22 protein-coding genes are annotated in these 17565 nt (G+C 42.7%); 12 read left to right on the forward strand and 10 right to left on the reverse strand.

Features of this window, described 5'->3' with window-relative positions; genetic code table 11:
- Positions 1–80: 80 nt before the first annotated feature.
- The 3 genes from HNR44_RS03615 (at position 81) to sigK (ending at position 3604) form a co-directional block, all read left to right on the forward strand.
- Positions 81–926, forward strand: a complete 846-nt coding sequence (locus HNR44_RS03615) for a 3-hydroxyacyl-CoA dehydrogenase (RefSeq protein ID WP_184402729.1) — start codon at positions 81–83, stop codon at positions 924–926.
- Positions 927–1199: 273 nt separating this feature from the next.
- Complete coding sequence (locus tag HNR44_RS03620; RefSeq protein WP_184402730.1) at positions 1200–2411, forward strand: threonine synthase; 1212 nt, start codon at positions 1200–1202, stop codon at positions 2409–2411.
- A 482-nt stretch (positions 2412–2893) separates the two neighbouring features.
- The gene (gene sigK / locus HNR44_RS03625; RefSeq protein ID WP_184402731.1) at positions 2894–3604 is read left to right on the forward strand and encodes an RNA polymerase sporulation sigma factor SigK; all 711 of its coding nucleotides are present in this window, start codon (positions 2894–2896) and stop codon (positions 3602–3604) included.
- Between the two features lie 70 nt (positions 3605–3674).
- Here the strand turns inward: sigK and HNR44_RS03630 are convergent, their stop codons facing one another.
- The 9 genes from HNR44_RS03630 to HNR44_RS03670 form a co-directional block, all read right to left on the reverse strand.
- The gene (locus HNR44_RS03630; protein WP_184403541.1) at positions 3675–3950 is read right to left on the reverse strand and encodes an HU family DNA-binding protein; all 276 of its coding nucleotides are present in this window, start codon (positions 3948–3950) and stop codon (positions 3675–3677) included.
- A gap of 168 nt (positions 3951–4118) precedes the next feature.
- Positions 4119–4502, reverse strand: a complete 384-nt coding sequence (gene mnhG, locus HNR44_RS03635; protein WP_343069348.1) for a monovalent cation/H(+) antiporter subunit G — start codon at positions 4500–4502, stop codon at positions 4119–4121.
- Complete coding sequence (locus tag HNR44_RS03640) at positions 4474–4755, reverse strand: Na(+)/H(+) antiporter subunit F1 (protein WP_184402733.1); 282 nt, start codon at positions 4753–4755, stop codon at positions 4474–4476. The genes mnhG and HNR44_RS03640 overlap by 29 nt, the downstream gene beginning before the upstream one ends.
- Complete coding sequence (locus tag HNR44_RS03645) at positions 4755–5231, reverse strand: Na+/H+ antiporter subunit E (RefSeq protein WP_184402734.1); 477 nt, start codon at positions 5229–5231, stop codon at positions 4755–4757. Before HNR44_RS03645 ends, HNR44_RS03640 begins: the two co-directional genes overlap by 1 nt.
- Positions 5232–5236: 5 nt before the next feature.
- Positions 5237–6718 (reverse strand): Na+/H+ antiporter subunit D, encoded by a 1482-nt coding sequence (locus HNR44_RS03650; RefSeq protein ID WP_184403542.1) that lies wholly within the window; start codon positions 6716–6718, stop codon positions 5237–5239.
- Complete coding sequence (locus HNR44_RS03655) at positions 6711–7049, reverse strand: Na(+)/H(+) antiporter subunit C (RefSeq protein WP_184402735.1); 339 nt, start codon at positions 7047–7049, stop codon at positions 6711–6713. The genes HNR44_RS03650 and HNR44_RS03655 overlap by 8 nt, the downstream gene beginning before the upstream one ends.
- Positions 7049–7477 (reverse strand): Na(+)/H(+) antiporter subunit B, encoded by a 429-nt coding sequence (locus HNR44_RS03660; protein ID WP_184402736.1) that lies wholly within the window; start codon positions 7475–7477, stop codon positions 7049–7051. Before HNR44_RS03660 ends, HNR44_RS03655 begins: the two co-directional genes overlap by 1 nt.
- Positions 7474–9885: a Na+/H+ antiporter subunit A gene (locus HNR44_RS03665; RefSeq protein ID WP_184402737.1), complete on the reverse strand. Its 2412-nt coding sequence runs from the start codon at positions 9883–9885 to the stop codon at positions 7474–7476. Before HNR44_RS03665 ends, HNR44_RS03660 begins: the two co-directional genes overlap by 4 nt.
- 332 nt (positions 9886–10217) lie before the next feature.
- Positions 10218–10355 (reverse strand): sporulation histidine kinase inhibitor Sda, encoded by a 138-nt coding sequence (locus HNR44_RS03670; protein WP_184402738.1) that lies wholly within the window; start codon positions 10353–10355, stop codon positions 10218–10220.
- 401 nt (positions 10356–10756) lie between these two features.
- Here HNR44_RS03670 and HNR44_RS03675 point away from each other — a divergent pair, with 401 nt between their 5' ends.
- The 8 genes from HNR44_RS03675 to HNR44_RS03710 all read left to right on the forward strand — a co-directional run bounded on the left by HNR44_RS03675 (position 10757) and on the right by HNR44_RS03710 (position 15870).
- Positions 10757–11281, forward strand: coding sequence for a YqeG family HAD IIIA-type phosphatase (locus HNR44_RS03675; RefSeq protein WP_184402739.1), 525 nt, complete (start codon positions 10757–10759; stop codon positions 11279–11281).
- Positions 11274–12389, forward strand: coding sequence for a ribosome biogenesis GTPase YqeH (gene yqeH / locus HNR44_RS03680; protein ID WP_184402740.1), 1116 nt, complete (start codon positions 11274–11276; stop codon positions 12387–12389). Before HNR44_RS03675 ends, yqeH begins: the two co-directional genes overlap by 8 nt.
- Positions 12390–12451: 62 nt before the next feature.
- Entirely contained in the window at positions 12452–13297 is an 846-nt protein-coding gene (gene aroE / locus HNR44_RS03685; protein WP_184402741.1) for a shikimate dehydrogenase, read from the forward strand.
- Complete coding sequence (yhbY, locus tag HNR44_RS03690) at positions 13281–13574, forward strand: ribosome assembly RNA-binding protein YhbY (RefSeq protein WP_184402742.1); 294 nt, start codon at positions 13281–13283, stop codon at positions 13572–13574. Before aroE ends, yhbY begins: the two co-directional genes overlap by 17 nt.
- Before the next feature lie 15 nt (positions 13575–13589).
- The gene (locus HNR44_RS03695; protein WP_184402743.1) at positions 13590–14168 is read left to right on the forward strand and encodes a nicotinate-nucleotide adenylyltransferase; all 579 of its coding nucleotides are present in this window, start codon (positions 13590–13592) and stop codon (positions 14166–14168) included.
- Positions 14158–14733, forward strand: coding sequence for a bis(5'-nucleosyl)-tetraphosphatase (symmetrical) YqeK (yqeK, locus tag HNR44_RS03700; protein ID WP_184402744.1), 576 nt, complete (start codon positions 14158–14160; stop codon positions 14731–14733). Before HNR44_RS03695 ends, yqeK begins: the two co-directional genes overlap by 11 nt.
- Positions 14734–15090: a ribosome silencing factor gene (rsfS, locus tag HNR44_RS03705; RefSeq protein ID WP_184402745.1), complete on the forward strand. Its 357-nt coding sequence runs from the start codon at positions 14734–14736 to the stop codon at positions 15088–15090.
- A 24-nt stretch (positions 15091–15114) separates the two neighbouring features.
- Positions 15115–15870, forward strand: a complete 756-nt coding sequence (locus tag HNR44_RS03710; RefSeq protein ID WP_184402746.1) for a class I SAM-dependent DNA methyltransferase — start codon at positions 15115–15117, stop codon at positions 15868–15870.
- A gap of 34 nt (positions 15871–15904) precedes the next feature.
- On the opposite strand, the gene comER is transcribed toward HNR44_RS03710, so the two are convergent.
- Positions 15905–16723 (reverse strand): late competence protein ComER, encoded by an 819-nt coding sequence (gene comER, locus HNR44_RS03715; protein ID WP_184402747.1) that lies wholly within the window; start codon positions 16721–16723, stop codon positions 15905–15907.
- A gap of 105 nt (positions 16724–16828) precedes the next feature.
- Here comER and HNR44_RS03720 point away from each other — a divergent pair, with 105 nt between their 5' ends.
- Entirely contained in the window at positions 16829–17452 is a 624-nt protein-coding gene (locus HNR44_RS03720) for a helix-hairpin-helix domain-containing protein (RefSeq protein WP_184402748.1), read from the forward strand.
- Positions 17453–17565: the final 113 nt, after the last annotated feature.

Here is a 17565-nt window from a genome sequence, read left to right on the forward strand (position 1 = left end):
AAAGTATAAGCAAAACGACGGGTTTTGTCAGACTTGGCGATTAGCCAAGTTTTTCTAAAAGTTAGAAAGAGGTGAACGTCGTGAAACAAATCAGTGTAGTTGGAGCCGGCACGATGGGGCGGGGCATTGCTTATACGGTTGCCCTTAGCGGTTTCAACGTGAATCTCCATGACATCGATGAATCTAACCTAAATCAAGCGAAAACATCGATCGAAGAATTGTTGCAAAAAAGTGTAGATAAAGGGTTTATCGAGGTGGAAAAGGCAGAAGCAGCGAAAAATCACCTAACCTATGAAAATAATCTGCAGCAAGCTGTTCGGGAAGCAGATGCGGTTATTGAAGCGGTGTTAGAAGAAATTCCGTTAAAGATAGAGGTTTTTCAAAAGCTTGATCGCTATTGTCCAGAACATACCATTCTCGCGACGAACACGTCTACGTTAAGTCCAACAGAGATTGGGGCCAGCACGAACCGACCGGAGAAAGTGATTGCCATGCATTTCTTCAATCCTGTTCATAAAATGAAGCTCATTGAGATCATTAAGGGTCTTGATACTTCCGAGGAAACGGTGCGGATCGTTCAGGGCCTGGGAGAGAAGATGAACAAGGAAACGGTGGAAGTCAATGAGTTTCCAGGCTTTGTCACAAGCCGTATGAACTGCCTCATCGGAAATGAAGCAATGAATATGTATATGGAAGGTGTTGCTTCTGCGGAGGACATTGACAAAGCGCTCAAGCTTGGTTTAAATCACCCGATGGGCCCTCTTGAATTGGCCGATCTCGTCGGTCTTGATAGCCGCCTTCGGAACATGAATTATTTATATAAAACGTTAGGGGAAAAATACCGTCCCTGTCCGCTTCTTATCAAGTATGTAAAGGCCGGTAAAGTCGGACGTAAATCAGGATCAGGTTTTTACGAATACCGCTAGGCTTGTGTCTGGCGGTTCACGGCTCCAGTTAAGTCTGTCGCTTGCAGGTAAAGGCACTTTCGCTTGGTTGTAGGACTGAATTGTCGTGCCGTCTGTTGAGTCCTTTGTTGCTTCCGTGGAATTATCGAGTATCCCACGGTGAAATATTAGATCTGACCGTCGAAAAGCTGAGTGAGCAGCGGCGCGTGGGAGCGTGCGTTGCAGCATTTTTATCTTCTTTAAGCTGGGCCAGGCCAGCGATTTGTTTAATTTTTTAAAAGGAAGTGTGTTGTTATGGCTTATACGTATTTATCTCACTTGTATTGTCCAAGATGCGAAAATCGTTATTCTGCTAATGAACTTTATAATCTTTGTTCATGTGGCTCTCCGTTACTCGTGGCGTACCATTTAGAAAAGGCGAAAAAAGAATGGCATTATGAGCAATTACATAAGCGCTTGCCATCGTTATGGCGTTACCATGAGATGTTACCAGTGACTGACCCTGAAAATGTCATTTCTTTTGGTGAAGGAATGACTCCGTTGATTGATATGCGAGCCATTGGTGATCACTATGACATATCTTATTTGCAAATGAAAGACGAAGGCTTGGTGCCAACGGGCTCCTTTAAGGCACGTGGAGCGGCTGTTGGGGTCTCGAAAGCAAAAGAGCTTGGGGTTGAGGCCATTGCGATGCCTACCAATGGAAATGCGGGTGCTGCATGGTCCCTTTATGCCAGTCGAGCGGGAATCGATGCCCACATTGTCATGCCGAAATCAGCTCCGCCCATAACCCACAAGGAATGCCAAATAGGAGGAGCGCGTGTTTATATTGTTGACGGTTTAATCAGTGATGCCGGACGAATGGTAGCTAAAGCTGCACATAAGTACGGATGGTTCGATGCGAGTACGTTAAAAGAACCATATCGCATTGAGGGGAAGAAAACGATGGGATATGAAATTGCAGAGCAATTGAACTGGCAGTTACCGGATGCCATTGTATACCCAACTGGTGGAGGCGTTGGATTGATCGGTATCTATAAATCGTTGCAAGAGCTTCGGGGTCTTGGGTGGATTGAAGAAGACCAAGCATTCCCACGTCTTGTGGCTGTTCAGGCTGAGAATTGCGCTCCGATTGTGAAAGCATATGATGAAGGGAATAAAGAAAGTGAATTTTGGCCTGATTCGGAGACCGTTGCTTTTGGAATTAATGTTCCGAAAGCATTGGGGGATTTTCTCGTTTTAGAAGCCATTGAACAAACAAATGGGTGTGCCGTCGCAATTTCGGACGATGAAATTTTAAAAGAGCAAGAAAGAGTAGCTGATTTGGAAGGTGCTTTTATTTGCCCGGAGGGTGCAGCTACGTTGTCGGCGGTTCAGCAGTTACGGGAGGAAAAATGGTTAGCCCGCGATGATCATGTCATCTGTTTAAACACGGGGCTCGGCTTGAAATATCCAGAGACTGTCGAAACACCCCATACTGTATTGGCACCTGATTATGAAATTTAAACCAACTATGATTGATGAGCTTGACTTGTGTTCACAAGTCCCTAGAAGAGGTTGTTCAAAAAGTCCGGGAAAAATAGCTTTCATATCTCTTCGTCGTCCTGCTTCTAAAGCTCTTCACGTATAAAAACCATATTCTCGAAAAATAAACCTACTTTTTCTTCGTGCGATCTATCGCTTATGTAGAGACGAGCTTGCGTTCCGGTACTTGAAGCTACGTCTCCTCGACCACCTCGTACTCAGTAGGGGGTCGCAAAGCGTTCGTCAAGCTTGTTTTTGCCTCTTTTTTGATACGCACTAGCAGTAAAGACACCGATATGTCCTTTGATTCCGTTATCTATCGTATCTCCATAAGTTTTTACTTATGATCCATTCCACTACCTACGCTCCCTCTTCTGAATGAATACAATTTCTCCCTCTAATCCTGCACCATCCAAGCCCACTCTCGCATAGGATATAAAAGATGGTCCTGGGAGGGGTTATACATGTCGGGAATATTCACTGCTTTTGCCTACTTTGTCAAGGAAATGATGATGTTCATCTCCTATGTAAAAAATCAAGCCTTTCCGCAACCTTTATCCAAAGAAGAAGAACAATTATACCTAGAGCGCATGAAAGACGGGGATGAACACGCCAGAAACATGCTCATCGAGCATAACTTGCGCCTCGTAGCACATATTGTTAAAAAATTTGAGAGTACGAATGAGGACACGGAGGATTTGATCTCCATCGGAACAATTGGATTGATCAAGGGCATTGAAAGTTATTCTGCAGGGAAAGGTACGAAACTTGCGACGTATGCCGCCCGTTGTATTGAAAATGAGATACTCATGCATTTACGCTCCCTCAAGAAAGTGAGCAAGGATATTTCGATTTATGAACCAATCGGAGCAGATAAAGAGGGGAATGAGCTCAATTTAATGGAGATTCTCCAAGACGAGGGGCCCGATATTGTCGATGCTTTGCATTTAAAAATGGAGAAAAAGCAGATCTATGAATGCATTCACGTATTGACAGAAAGAGAACGTGAAGTCGTGGTGGGTAGATTTGGGCTTGGGGAGGACGAAGAACGTACGCAAAGAGAAATCGCAAGGGACTTAGGGATTTCTAGAAGCTATGTTTCCCGTATTGAAAAACGAGCACTCTTGAAACTTTTCCAGGCGTTTTATAAACGGCAGAAGGGCGAGAGCTATTAAATCTCATTAAGAGTGACCACAGTGGATAGAAGAAACTGTGGTCACTCTTATGTATCGCATTCATCTTTCCTTACTCATTAACAGCGTCTTTGAGTTGCTTTCCAGGACGGAAGGCTGGATTTTTCGTTGCTGGGATTTCAATTTCATCTCCTGTTTGCGGGTTACGTCCTTTACGGGAGGCGCGTTCGCGAACTTCAAAGCTTCCAAAGCCAACAAGTTGAACCTTGTTACCATCTTTTAAAGTTTCAGTAATGTTGTCGAACACAGAATCTACAGCTTTAGATGCTTCTTTTTTTGAAATATCGGCTTGTTCAGCCACAGCATTGATCAAGTCTGTTTTGTTCATCATCAAAACTCCCTTTCTTAACTAGTGTATGCTATTGCTTATACATACTAAATTTACTCTTGAAACCCCTGCTGTGTCAAGTGTTCCCAGGTAATTAAGCGAAATAGATCGGTAAAATTCATGAATTTCCACCGATAAAGAGCTTCAACGTATTCCAGATGGTCTTCCTTACGGTTGGTCTGCTTTTTCATTATCCCGTTCTGGTTCGAGGTGCTCCGGATAGCTTTCCATAAGCTCGTCGTGTTTGGTCCTTCCCCATAATTCGACTCCATTTCGATGAGCGGAACGGGAGATGATCATGGCAGCTACTGGAGCAGTGAGGAAAACAAAAGCAATGGTGAAGAGTAATTGAAGAATAAAGACCCCCTCGCTTAAAAAGAACACAAAGCTGCCTGATATCAAAAAAACAACCCCCAGTGTTGCACTTTTTGTGGCTGCGTGCATACGACTGTATATATCGGGTAAACGAATAATTCCCAGTGAACCAATCAAGCTTAAGAAGCTGCCGATGAGGACGAGGATGCTAATGAGAATCTCGGTCAATGACAACACCTCTTTCTAAAAACTTTGCCAATGCTACGGAACCAACAAAGGCTAAAATCCCTAACACTAAAACAACTTCAGCGTAAGCCTCCGTATTTTGAAGGATCATGAAAATACTAATAAAACCAATGAGGTTTAAACCAAAAGAGTCAAGGGCCACTATTCGATCCGATAATGTCGGCCCCATCAAGGCCCGCGCGATACACAACATCAATGAAACGGAGAGAACCAGAAGAGCAACAATCATTATGACCTCAAACATTACTTCGTCACCTCCACAATGGCCCGCTCAAAGTGATTGCGAATATCGTCAATGACTTCTTGTTTTTCCTCTACGTGAATGGAGTGAATATAAAGGGTGCGGCCGTCTTCAGAGTAATCCATCGTCATCGTCCCTGGTGTTAGCGTAATGCACATGGAAAGGATCGTGACCTCCCAGTCAGTATCCAAATACGTCGGCATAGCAATAATCCCAGGAGTCACCTTTAACTTTGGTTGTAGCACGATACGTATCATCTGCAGGTTGGCCACCACTAGTTCCTTCAAAAACAAACATAGGAGCTTCACGATGGCCCAAACCCTTTGCATATAAAAAGTCTGAGGCAAAGAACCACGCAGAAAATAGACGATGGCAATTCCTATCACGTACCCGATAACAAAATCAAAGCTTGTATAGCTATTCTGAAGGATCATCCAAAAAAAAGCGATGGTGAGGTTTAAAAGAATTTGAAAAGCCATGGCATCTACTCCCCTAGCACAGATTCAATATAGATTGAAGGATCAAGGATTTCATGGGCAACATCTAGTAAATAGAAAAAGATCGGCTCTGCGGCAAGTCCCATTACAATAGTAAGTACAACGAGCGGTGCAATCGTAATGAGTAAACCTCCCGTTTTTATATTTGCTTGAGTTGATGAATGTTTCTGCCTCCCCCAAAAGGAATGGGAAAAAATCTTCATCATCGAAAATAAAGTTAATAAACCAACGAAAAGTGAAACAGCTACGACGACGTAGTGGGTTTCCTCCAAGCCTGGCACAATTAAAGAAAACTTACCAAAAAAGCCAGCAAGGGGTGGAATACCAGCTAAAGACATGGCGGTAATAAAGAACAGCCAGGAAAAAGCTGGATGTGTTTTTAAAAGTCCCCCCATGTTTCTGATATCTGTCGAACCGGTGATCTTTTCTGCTACACCGGAAAATAAGAATAAAGCAGCCTTTACAATACTATGGTGTACCATGAAATAAATCGCACCTGCTAACGCAAGAGGTGAAAAAATCCCTAATCCCATTACCATGTATCCGACCTGGCTGACACTATGATAGGCTAGAATCCCTTTAAAGTCATACTGAGCTACAGCGCCTAATACACCAAATAACATCGTCAGGCCGGCCAAAACCAATATGAAGTGATGTGTAAATGATAGATCATGGTGAAAAATGACAGTAAACACGCGAATGATGGCGTAAATACCAACTTTCGTCAGCAAACCTACGAAAAGGGCCGAAATGGCTGCCGGTGGTCCGGTATATGACTTAGGGAGCCAAAAATAAAGTGGGAATAAGGCGCCTTTCGTTGCAAATACAAAAAGTAGAACCACTGCGATCACATTAAGAACGCCATCCTGTTCAAGTTCAGCTACCCGTCTCCCTATATCAGCAATGTTTAAGGTTCCCGTAGCTGCGTATATATAAGCAATACCAACCAAAAAGAACATGGAGGAAAAGACGTTGATCGCAAGATATTTAAATGATTCCCGTAACTGAAAAGCGGTACTGCCGTGAACGATGAGAATATAGGAGGCAAGTAGTGTAACCTCAAAGAATACAAAGAGGTTAAATAGATCCCCTGTTAGAAAAGTACCGTTCACCCCAGCAATAAGGAAAAAATAGAACGGGTAAAAATAAAATCGCTCACGGTCTGGATGAATGGTGCGAAACGCAAAAAATAAACAGCAAACGCCAATAACTGCCGAGAGAAGGACCATTACCGTTGCGAACATGTCGGCAACAAGAGGAATGCCATACGGAATCGGCCAGTCCCCTAAGGCGATTACCCTCATTCCATTGTTATAGACATCTATAGCGAGCCATATTGAAGCAATAAGAATCGCTGTCATCGCGATTACACTTATAAACCGTTGTATCTGTTGACTTTTTGAAAAGAAAACGAGAATAGCACCAATCATTGCAGGTAAAATGATTGGCAGGATAATAAGATTATTCATCATGGGAACCCCTTAATTGATCAAGATCATCGGTTTTGTTCACTTTGTAAGTTCGATATGCTAATACAAGCGTAAATGCGGTAATCCCAAAACTGATTACGATCGCTGTGAGAATGAGCGCTTGTGGCAGAGGATCACTAAACTCTGTTTCCCCGCGATTAAGCAGGGGAGGTGCGCCGGTTTTAAGACCAGCCATCGTGAGTAACAGTAGATGGGTCGCATGTGACAAAAGGTTTATGCCAATAACAACCCGAATCAGACTCCGGGTCATGAGCAGGTATGTCCCCACCATAAAGAATACACCGACGACAACGGACATGAGTAATTCCATTATTGATCCCCCGCAATCGTTAAGATAATCACAAGGGCAGAGGCTGCTACACCTAAGTAAATGCCTACATCAAACAATACTGCCGTTGCCAGTTCAAATTCACCAATCCAGGGGAGAGTGAAATAATCAAAATACTGGGTAAGGTAAGGATCACCTATAAATAGTCCAATAAAACCTGTACCAAACGCGATGAGAAGTCCAGCAGAAATCAAAGAAACATAGTCAATGGGCAGCATTTCATCGATTTTTCGTTTGTCAAATGTTAAATACAGCAATAGGATAGATGAGGCGGTCATTAAACCGCCAATAAATCCGCCTCCAGGATCGTTATGACCGGCAAAGAACAGATAAATCGAGAAGGCTAAGATCAGAAAGGAGACAACACGCGTGACATGAATAAATAGCAGGTTATTTGTTTTCCACTTCATACATCATCCCCCTCCTTTAATTTCAACCGAATGACGGCAATTACCGCGAGTGCCGCGATCCCTAATACAAGCACTTCCAACACCGTATCTAACCCCCGGAAATCAACAAGGACAACGTTTACCATGTTATAACCGCCCGCGAGGTCAGCAGAATTTTCAATGTAGTATTCCGAGATCGGAGAAAAGTCGTTTTCCTGCCCAAAAGTAAATGCACTGAACGCAACTAACGTGACCATTAATCCAACACCAAACGAAATAAGGGCATTGGTCCAATTGAACGTTAGCCTCTTCGTTTCTTTTCTAAGCTCAGGTAAATGGTAAAAAGCGAGCATGAATAGAATGACGAGAACGGTCTCGATCAAAAGCTGTGTAAGTGCAAGATCGGCGGACCGTAAGTTAACGAAAAAGAGCGCAATCAGGAAGCCGATAAAACCAAGCATTACGATAGCTGCCACTCGCTGCTGAATAAATGGCAAAGAAAGGACAGAAACGAGCAATAGAACAACAAGTGCCACTTCGAAGCTGTTGACTTCACTTATATATTGCAAATCGATAGCAAAGGCATCATATCGAATCATAGTCCAACCGACCACAATCAGAAAGAAAACAGAAATGTAAGCGAAGTAGTCCCGTAGACGACCGGTCATTTGAACGTTGGTGATCTTCTGTGAGCCTTTGATGAGACCAGAAATGGAAGAATCGTATAATGGGGAAAATACGTCCTCGGATTTTTTATAAATCGACAATTCTTTCCATTTTCCCATGCTTACATAAATTAAGCTTCCAAAGGCGATGACACCGATAGTCATAAATAACTCCGCACTAAATCCATGCCAATGTTCAATGTCAACGGCAAATGCTTCATTATCCATGGGCAGGCCGTTTAAAATTGAAGCCATCGAGGGTTCAATAATGGATTGTGATAGAAGGTTGGGGAAGAGTCCCACAGTGATAACGATTAACCCAAGAATTGCAGGACTAATGAGCATCCCAACAGGTGCTTCATGAACCGTTTTAGCAAATCGGTCAGCGTTGAATGGACCTGCAAATGTTTTAAAGAAAAAGATACAGCAGTAAACGAACGTAAACACACTAGCAACCCATCCGATGACTGGGAAAAGCATTCCGGCCGTTTCCATATTAAAGATCCCGTACTGTGTGGCGTCTGTAATCGCCATAAAGAAATGTTCCTTACTCAAAAACCCATTAAAAGGCGGAAGCCCGGCCATTGATGCAGCACCAATTAAGGAGATCGTGGCTGTAGCAGGCATCACTAACATAAGCCCACCCAGGGATCGAATATCGCGAGTCCCCGTTTCATGATCCACAATTCCGGCACACATAAAAAGGCTGCCTTTAAAAGTGGCGTGATTAAATAGATGAAAAACAGCAGCCAGAATCGCGACTGTATATAATTCGTTCGCCTCATCGAAATACAGGGCAGCAGAACCTAAACCGAGTAAGCACATGACCATACCCAGTTGACTGATCGTTGAATAGGCGAGCAATCCTTTAAGGTCTTTCTGTCGGATGGCGGAAAGTGAACCCCAAAGAAGCGTAAATAAACCAAACCCTGAAATCACCCAGAACCATTCAGGAGCTCCGCCGAACACCGGGGTAAACCTGGCAACAAGATAAATCCCCGCTTTTACCATTGTCGCGGAGTGCAAATAGGCACTAACCGGGGTTGGGGCTTCCATCGCATCTGGTAACCAAATATGAAATGGGAATTGCGCGGACTTTGTAAAAGCTCCTAGCAAAATCAAGATCATCGTTGGCAAAAATAATTCATGATTAATCACGACGTCAGCTTGTCCAATCATCTCTTGGATGCTAAACGTTCCTGTGATTACGTAAAGAAGGGCAAATCCTGCAAGCATGGCAAATCCGCCAAACACCGTAATATTCAACGATTTTTGTGCACCTGCGATCGAGGCATCCCTTTGAAACCAGTAACTAATCAGCAATGTAGAAGATAAGCTTGTCAGTTCCCAGAATACATATAGGACGATCAGGTTATCGGAGAGAACGACTCCGAGCATGGCTCCCATAAATAGCAATAAATACACATAAAAGTTATGAATCGCCTCATGCTTTTTATCTAAATAATAGATTGAATAAAGGACAACAAGTGCCCCAATTCCAGTAATTAATAGGACAAATAATAAGCTCCATCCATCCAAAAAGGCGGCAAAGTCAATCCCTAATGAAGGGACCCAAGGAACCGCTTCATAAAACGTCTCGCCATTTGCAATTGAAGATATGTAAGGTAGAAAATAAAGAAACAAAACGGTTGGTATAATAAGGACAAACCATCCTGTGTGAACAGGGCGGATGTACTTATACAAGATCGGTACGAATATAGCAAAAATAAAAGGGAGTAGTATTGCCCAATGCATTAAACTCATATTTCAATCACTCCTAAATACGACATCAAATACGAAAGTAACCGTTCGTTCGAGCTCCGTCAATGGCTTGGTATGTAAAAGTATAACGTATTAACACGTGTATTGCATGATTTGAAAAAAGTTCACGTGATTGTAACTAGTATGATTAAATAGGAAAAGATTGTTGCAAAAAAAATAAAATTAGGTATTTAGGACTATTATAAAAAAGGGGTTACAGATGGAATTCACAAACCATACAAAAAAAAGACCCCGCTCTCGGAGTCGTTGCCATTCTATTTATGGGTTACAACCTTGATAAGTGTATGTACCATTCTTGCCGGTTAGCATTTACTTCAACTGATAGGTTGAGTTACGGATAGCCGACGTCTTTCCATTTCTGATCTGATGATGGCAATGAAGTCATCATTTAAACTTAACGTTAAGGCTTTTTCATAAGCTTCTATTAGCATTTCATCGGAAAGCTCCCGCATGTTTATCCCGCAAAAGCGCGGCTCCACCTCCTTGGAGAATCATCATTGCCGTTGTTGTTGCTGTCTTAATGAAGTTGTATACTGATCCTATCATGAACGACCGTGCGGAACAACCGTTCGTTTATCCACAACAAAACGTGGATAAAATGTGTACACATCTTTTAAATAATTGTTTAATACTGAAACGGCGGGAAGCTCGAAGTGGATAAAACTTATCCACAACAGTGTCAGTAAATAATTTGTCGATAAATAATTATATTTTTTTGCATAAAAATAGCATGATCAACATAAGCGCTTTTTTTCCAGTTAGTAGCTTCTTGATTGAAAAAAGGCGCTATCATCGGTATACTTTCAGTTTAGCGATGGTGTTCGTAGAAAGTCGATCAAGGAGGCTCGAAAGTATGTTGGGTTCGATGGTGCCAGATCAGTTCGCCGAAAGTATATATGATATCGATCTAGAGGAGCTACGTGAGTTAGGGATAAAAGGAGTGATTACGGACCTCGATAATACGCTCGTTGAATGGGATCGTATCGATCCAACTCCAGAACTGCAGAAGTGGATCGATGATCTCCAAAATGAGGGATGGAAAATTACGATTGTCTCCAACAACAAGAAAAAAAGGGTACGTACCTTTTCAGAACCAACTGGCGTCTCCTTCATACATTCTGCCAAAAAACCATTAGCCCGGGCCTTTCGACGAGCGACGAGGGAGATGGGGTTAAAAAAAGAGGAAGTCGCCGTTGTCGGTGATCAGATCCTTACAGATGTCCTCGGGGGAAACCGGGGGGGTTATTATACGATCCTTGTCGTTCCTGTATCTGAAACCGATGGCTGGATGACGAAAATGAATCGCCGAATTGAACAGCGAATTATGCGTAAACTTGATGATAGAGGAGTCATTGGAGGCGAACGATCAAATGAATGAAGAAAAAATCATCTGCTCAGGGTGTGGAGTACCGATCCAAACAAAAGATTCATCACAAATGGGATATGCACCTCCCGCTGTTCTCGACCGTAGTGTGATCATTTGTCAGCGGTGTTTTCGTCTAAAACATTATAATGAAACACCAGATGTACCACTGGAAGCTGAAGATTTTCAAAAGATGTTAACAACGGTTGGCGATACAGACGCATTGATAGTCATGCTAGTGGATCTGTTTGACGTGGAAGGAAGCTGGCTTTTACAAAGAGACGATTTGAAAAATAACAAGCTACTTCTCGTCGGAAATAAGCTTGATTTATTACCTCACTCTGTTAACGAGCGAAGACTGAAAACCTGGCTCAAAAAAGACGCCCTTCAAAGAGGGTGGAAACCATCAGACGTATTGCTGATGAGCGCTTCTAAAAGTGGAGATGTAAAAAGGATCGCTTCTCAAATTGATGAGAAGAGAAAAGGGAAAGATGTCTATATCATAGGAAGTACGAACGTAGGTAAGTCGACTTTTATTAATCAGCTGATCAAGATGTTTGACGGCGATGAAGAGCAGCTGATCACAACATCTTCTTTCCCGGGGACGACACTTTCATTTATTGACCTTCCTTTAGATGATGGAAGTAAACTTTATGACACACCAGGGGTGATTAACCCGAAGCAAATGCTTGCGCAGTTACCTCAGGCAGAAATGGCATCACTCCAGCCAAAGAAGGAAATCAAGCCAATCGTCCATCAACTTCAAACGGGACAAACGTTATTCTTTGGTGGGCTTGCCCGTATGGATTTCATTGACGGGGAACCATCCCAAAATCATTTTGTCTGCTACTTTCCGTCGGAATTTAAACCACATCGAACAAAATTGAATAACGCAGCTGCATTATATGAAAAACATGCCGGAGGAGAATTGTTGTCACCTCCTGGGAAAGATGCACTAGCTGTAATTCCCAACCTTAAACAACAGTCTTTTTACATTCATCAGGATAAAACAGATATTGTTATTCCTGGTTTAGGTTGGATTACCGTCGGGAAAGCAGGGGCTGAAATAGATATTTACGCTCCCGAACATGTAGAAGTGACGACACGAGAGGCGATTATTTAAATTATGCCCGGGCTCTTTCTTGAACTTTACTCTGAATTGAAAACTTTAATGGGGGAATGTATATGGAAAACTACGCGGTGATCGGTCATCCGATTAAACAGTCAAAATCCCCGATGATTCATAATAAACATTTTGAAGCCATTGGTAGGAACGCCATTTACACAAGTTATGAGGTTTTTCCTGAACAGCTTGACTCGACCCTTAAAGCATTTAAAACCCTAGGCATTACTGGGTTTAATGTCACGATTCCTCACAAAGTCAATATTATCCCCCTCCTTGATGTGGTCGATGATGAAGCTTTGGAGATTGGGGCAGTGAATACGGTAGTGAATCTTGAAGGGCGGTGGCATGGATATAATACCGATGGTCGGGGTTATTTGAATGGTCTATTGGAGATGACAGGGGAAGCATTAAAAAATATGAACGTTTTGGTGATTGGAGCAGGCGGTGCTGCGCGGGCGGTGACAACTGTGTTGGCAAAATATGGCGTAGAAAAGCTCGCGATGACCAATCGTACGACTAGCCGGGCTGAAGAAATAAGAACAAGTAATGCCCATTGTATGCAACTTGAAGTGATTAATCGGGAAACGGCAGTGCAAACGCTTGATCAATTTGACCTCATCATTAATACAACCTCTTTAGGAATGAAGGACGGGGATGCGCTGCCTATCGAGATCGAAAGAATGAACCCGAATGTTCATCTCAGCGACCTCATTTATAATCCATTGGAAACCCGCTGGCTTCAAACAGGGAAGCTGAAAGCAAAAGCGATTCAAAACGGTCTTCCCATGTTTATTGAGCAAGCAGCACTAGCCTATGAAATTTGGACGAATGATGAGGCTGACCGCCAGGTGATGAGCGAGAGGATTCGTAAGGAGACAGAAAAGAAAAATGAAATTAACCAATAAGCAATTAAAATATTTACGATCTGAAGCACAAGGACTTAACGCCATTTTCCAGGTAGGTAAAAACGGTGTGAATCCTAATCTTGTTACCCAAGTCCGTGAAGCACTTGAAGCTCGAGAACTGATCAAAATTTCGATCTTGCAAAACTGCCCGGAAGATAAAAAGGTGGTTGCGCAAAAATTATCCGAACGAAGCCAGTCTACACTTGTTCAGGTTATTGGCTTTACGATCGTATTGTTTAAGCCCGCGAAAAAAGATTCAAACTACTCGCTGCCATAGGATAAGGGGGTCATTATGGGGAAAAAGATTGGGATCTTAGGAGGCACGTTTGATCCACCGCACATCGCTCATTTGCTGATTGCACAAGAATCCCTGGATGCTTGTGAACTAGATGAAGTTTGGTTTATGCCTACAAACGTTCCGCCGCATAAGCAAAATGAGGATATGGCTAACTCTAGCGATCGTGTGGAAATGACACGATTAGCCATTTCTGACCATGGGAAGTTTCGACTTTGTACGGTCGAATTAGACCGACAAGGGCCGTCGTATTCAATGGATACGATGGAGATTTTGCAAAATCAGCATCCAAACGTTCAGTTTTACTTTATCGTTGGGGGCGATATGGCGGTGAGCCTGCCCACTTGGCATGGCATAGAAAAATTAAGAAAACAGGTCACGTTCATTGTTACAAGCCGCCCTAACTATCCCGATGATTATCCTTTTGAAGAAGAGTTGATCTCCGTGAATATACCGGAAATGGAGATTTCTTCGTCAGACATTCGGGAAAGAGTAAGTAGAGAGGAGAACATTCGTTATCTTGTACCTGAAGCAGTGAGAAAGTATGTAGGGGAGAATCATTTATATGTCCGTTGAACATTTTCAAGAAAAAGTACAACAGACATTGCCTCAAGAACGCTATCATCATACCCTTGGTGTCATGAAGACAGCCGTTACATTAGCCAAACAAAACGGTGTAGATGAAACAAAAGCGGAATTAGCGGCATTATTGCATGATTATGCTAAACCTTTTTCAAGGCAAACACTTACGGAAGTGTTGAAAAGACAAGAACCCCATGAAACGTTTTCCGAATATGGCGGTGTATTATTGCATGCACCTGCTGGTGCCTACATCGTACGGGATGAATTTGGTGTTGATGATGAGGAAATTTTTCAAGCCATTTATTGGCATACGACAGGACGCCCGGAAATGAGCTTATTTGAAAAGATCATTTTTCTAGCTGATTATATTGAGCCGGGTCGTTCGTTCTCCGGAATCGAGGAAGTACGAAAACTGACCGAAATCGATCTAGATGCTGCCCTTCTTGCCACGTATAGAAATACGATTCAACATTTGGTTAGAGGCGGGAAAATGGTCCATCCAATGACGTTAGCGGCCTATAATGACGCGATTAAGCAAAAAAATAAGAGAGGTGCTTAAATGATCAATAAAGACCAGGTGCTTGAGACAACCGTCCAAGTGGCCGATCAAAAGAATGCCCAAAACATTGTCGCCTTAGATATGCAAGGAATTTCCATCATCGCTGATTATTTTGTCATCTGCCATGGTTCTTCGGTAAAGCAGGTTCAGGCCATTGCCAATGAAATAAAAAAAGAAGCGCAAAAAGCCGAAATGACTGTAAAACGTATGGAAGGATATGAAGATGGAAAGTGGGTTTTGCTGGATCTCGGGGATGTTGTTTTTCATATCTTCCATGAAGACGACCGGGAGTATTATCATTTAGAAAAACTGTGGGGAGAGGCAAACGAGATCTCCCTTGATCACGTACTGACGTGATGATGAAAAAGGAGCCAGAGATCAATGTATGTAAACGGGGCAGGGGTGTACGATCATTTGATGGGTGAAGCCCCTTATGAAGAGTGGCTTAGGTGGACAAAAAGGTATTTGGAAAAAGAGGGCATTACAACCCCAACGATTGCAGATATAGGTTGTGGAACGGGCACGCTTATGTCGATGCTTATTGCCGAAGGGTACGATGTTCAAGGGATAGACGTCTCTCAAGAAATGCTCGCGATTGCTGATGAAAAAATACGAGCAAACAACGGTGTATCCCCTCGCTTACGTACGCAAAACATGGCTGCATTACAATTGGACGAGCCCGTTGACGTAATGATTGTGTATTGCGATGCATTAAACTATTTACTAGAAGAAACAGAGGTTGTCGAAGCCTTTCACGCTTTTTATCAAAATTTAAAAGCTGGTGGCGGATTGCTTTTTGACATTCACTCGTTATATAAAATGAAGCAGGAATTCCCCTATTTTAGTTATGGAGACGGGGGAGAAAATGTTGCTTTAATTTGGAATAGCTTCCCCCTTGAAGACATGTCAAATGCGGTTGAACATGAATTAACGTTTTTTGAACGACAAGTCAATGGACACTATCTACGGTACGATGAATGTCACCAACAGCGGACGTTTTCCATTTCTACGTATGAACGCTGGCTTCAATCCGCTGGTTTTAAGGATATTGAAATAACCGCTGATTTTGAACAGAAGACACCAACAGCGACGAGTGAGCGTATCTTTTTTACGGCTAAAAAAGCCTTTCATAATTAAATTGTGGGAAGGGGTTCATTGTGGTATACTAGTTTTACTTCTTGAATAGTTCTTGGAGTTTTTGTTGATCTTCCTCAAATTTTTCATGTGTGGCGGTAAATAGCTCATCGAAGACCCCTTCGGTTGATTCTAAAACGTCAAGCCCCACTCCGGTGACCCCTCCAGGTACTCTCACTTTTTCCTGTAATGTTTTTAAACTGTATAATTGTTGTGAAAATAAGCTCGCCATTCCGATAATCATTTCCTCGGCGAAACGCTCTGCCTCTTCTTTTGTTAACTCCGTTTTTCGTTCGGCAGATTTTGTCATTTCATCTAGTAAATATCCAAAAAAAGCAGGTCCGCAACAGACAATGTCAGAACTCACCCGAATGGCCTCTTCTGAAACAATATGAGGCGTGCTAAATTGACCTAGCCAGTTTTCGAACCATTCCTTATCTTTCACTGTCCATTTGTTGCCATATGTGAGTAAGGTGGAACCAGCATGACTGCGGTTCGTAATGCTGGGAACCGCCCGAACAACTTTGCAAGAAACAGAATCTTCCAATTGCTGGAGTGTTACGGGGCTTGTAATGGAAACGACGATGTCTTCTTTACCTAGAAAAGGACGAATGGTTTGTAAAATGTCCGGAAATTGCGGAGGGCGTACACATATAAAAATGAGCTCACATTCATGGGCTAACCGTGTTACATTTGCTGTCACTTTTACTCCAGTATATTGCTGACGGAGGTTTTCGGCTTTTTGCAAATTGCGGTTCGTGATCCAAAGCTGTTCTTCAGGAGCAGCACCAGAAGTGATCAGTGTTTCTGCGAGCATAGTGCCCATATTACCTGTACCGATAATCCCAATATTCATGAAAACCCCTCCAAGGCGATTGCTCTTACTGTTATATGTAAGGAGAGCACGTATCATAACTACGAAAATTAAGGTTCTGAACTATATGTAAAGGTAGGAATAATTATGAATCAACGTTATCTTCTTTATGGTGGCAGTGCCATTGTTGTACTCATTACACTCTTTGGCGGGGTGTGGATGCTTAAGCCTAGTAAAGACGTAGGGCTAGATGCCGATGATGAACGGTTGTTTGCAGAAATGGAGAACGAAAATCATGAAGAATTGGAAAAGGAACAAGAAGATATGCAAGAAGAAGAGGGAAGTATTTTCGTCGATGTGAAAGGGGAGGTAGCAAATCCCGGCATCTATGAATTAGAAACAGAGAAACGGGTCGATGATGCCATCCGAATGGCAGGAGGCATTTCGGAACAGGGAAATAAAAATGGCATCAATTTTGCCGAAAGAATTCAAGATGAGATGGTGATCTATGTTCCCCACGAAGAGGAGGAAGATGTAGACGTATGGGAAACTCAGGCACAAGAAGGTGACGAAGGGGAACCGATTAATCTTAATGAGGCGGATGAGAACACTTTGCAGCAGTTAACAGGGGTGGGCCCCAAGACGGCGGAAGCTATTGTGCAGTTTCGAGAAGAGAATGGTCATTTTCAACAACCAGGTGATATTCAAAACGTGAGTGGAATCGGAGAGAAGACGTTTGAGCAACTTAAAGACGATATTGTTGTGAAATAAAGGTTGTACATTTCAGAAAGCCGGGGAAACATCCTCGAAAAACGTGTGAAGAATGGTTAACGCAGGGAGAAGATGGATGATCGAACCTGCGTTTTTTAGAAGATCCAGCCTTT

The organism is Geomicrobium halophilum (assembly GCF_014207655.1).
Lineage (GTDB): Bacteria > Bacillota > Bacilli > Bacillales > Marinococcaceae > Geomicrobium > Geomicrobium halophilum.

Bases quoted from the DNA above. Each gene is read 5' to 3' on its own strand.
- HNR44_RS03620 (WP_184402730.1), top strand. From the start codon at position 1,200: ATGGCTTATACGTATTTATCTCACTTGTATTGTCCAAGATGCGAAAAT.
- sigK (WP_184402731.1), top strand. From the start codon at position 2,894: ATGTCGGGAATATTCACTGCTTTTGCCTACTTTGTCAAGGAAATGATG.
- HNR44_RS03630 (WP_184403541.1), bottom strand. From the start codon at position 3,950: ATGAACAAAACAGACTTGATCAATGCTGTGGCTGAACAAGCCGATATT.
- HNR44_RS03640 (WP_184402733.1), bottom strand. From the start codon at position 4,755: ATGTTTGAGGTCATAATGATTGTTGCTCTTCTGGTTCTCTCCGTTTCA.
- HNR44_RS03645 (WP_184402734.1), bottom strand. From the start codon at position 5,231: ATGGCTTTTCAAATTCTTTTAAACCTCACCATCGCTTTTTTTTGGATG.
- HNR44_RS03650 (WP_184403542.1), bottom strand. From the start codon at position 6,718: ATGAATAATCTTATTATCCTGCCAATCATTTTACCTGCAATGATTGGT.
- HNR44_RS03655 (WP_184402735.1), bottom strand. From the start codon at position 7,049: ATGGAATTACTCATGTCCGTTGTCGTCGGTGTATTCTTTATGGTGGGG.
- HNR44_RS03660 (WP_184402736.1), bottom strand. From the start codon at position 7,477: ATGAAGTGGAAAACAAATAACCTGCTATTTATTCATGTCACGCGTGTT.
- HNR44_RS03665 (WP_184402737.1), bottom strand. From the start codon at position 9,885: ATGAGTTTAATGCATTGGGCAATACTACTCCCTTTTATTTTTGCTATA.
- HNR44_RS03670 (WP_184402738.1), bottom strand. From the start codon at position 10,355: ATGCGGGAGCTTTCCGATGAAATGCTAATAGAAGCTTATGAAAAAGCC.
- HNR44_RS03675 (WP_184402739.1), top strand. From the start codon at position 10,757: ATGTTGGGTTCGATGGTGCCAGATCAGTTCGCCGAAAGTATATATGAT.
- yqeH (WP_184402740.1), top strand. From the start codon at position 11,274: ATGAATGAAGAAAAAATCATCTGCTCAGGGTGTGGAGTACCGATCCAA.
- aroE (WP_184402741.1), top strand. From the start codon at position 12,452: ATGGAAAACTACGCGGTGATCGGTCATCCGATTAAACAGTCAAAATCC.
- yhbY (WP_184402742.1), top strand. From the start codon at position 13,281: ATGAAATTAACCAATAAGCAATTAAAATATTTACGATCTGAAGCACAA.
- HNR44_RS03695 (WP_184402743.1), top strand. From the start codon at position 13,590: ATGGGGAAAAAGATTGGGATCTTAGGAGGCACGTTTGATCCACCGCAC.
- yqeK (WP_184402744.1), top strand. From the start codon at position 14,158: ATGTCCGTTGAACATTTTCAAGAAAAAGTACAACAGACATTGCCTCAA.
- rsfS (WP_184402745.1), top strand. From the start codon at position 14,734: ATGATCAATAAAGACCAGGTGCTTGAGACAACCGTCCAAGTGGCCGAT.
- HNR44_RS03710 (WP_184402746.1), top strand. From the start codon at position 15,115: ATGTATGTAAACGGGGCAGGGGTGTACGATCATTTGATGGGTGAAGCC.
- comER (WP_184402747.1), bottom strand. From the start codon at position 16,723: ATGAATATTGGGATTATCGGTACAGGTAATATGGGCACTATGCTCGCA.
- HNR44_RS03720 (WP_184402748.1), top strand. From the start codon at position 16,829: ATGAATCAACGTTATCTTCTTTATGGTGGCAGTGCCATTGTTGTACTC.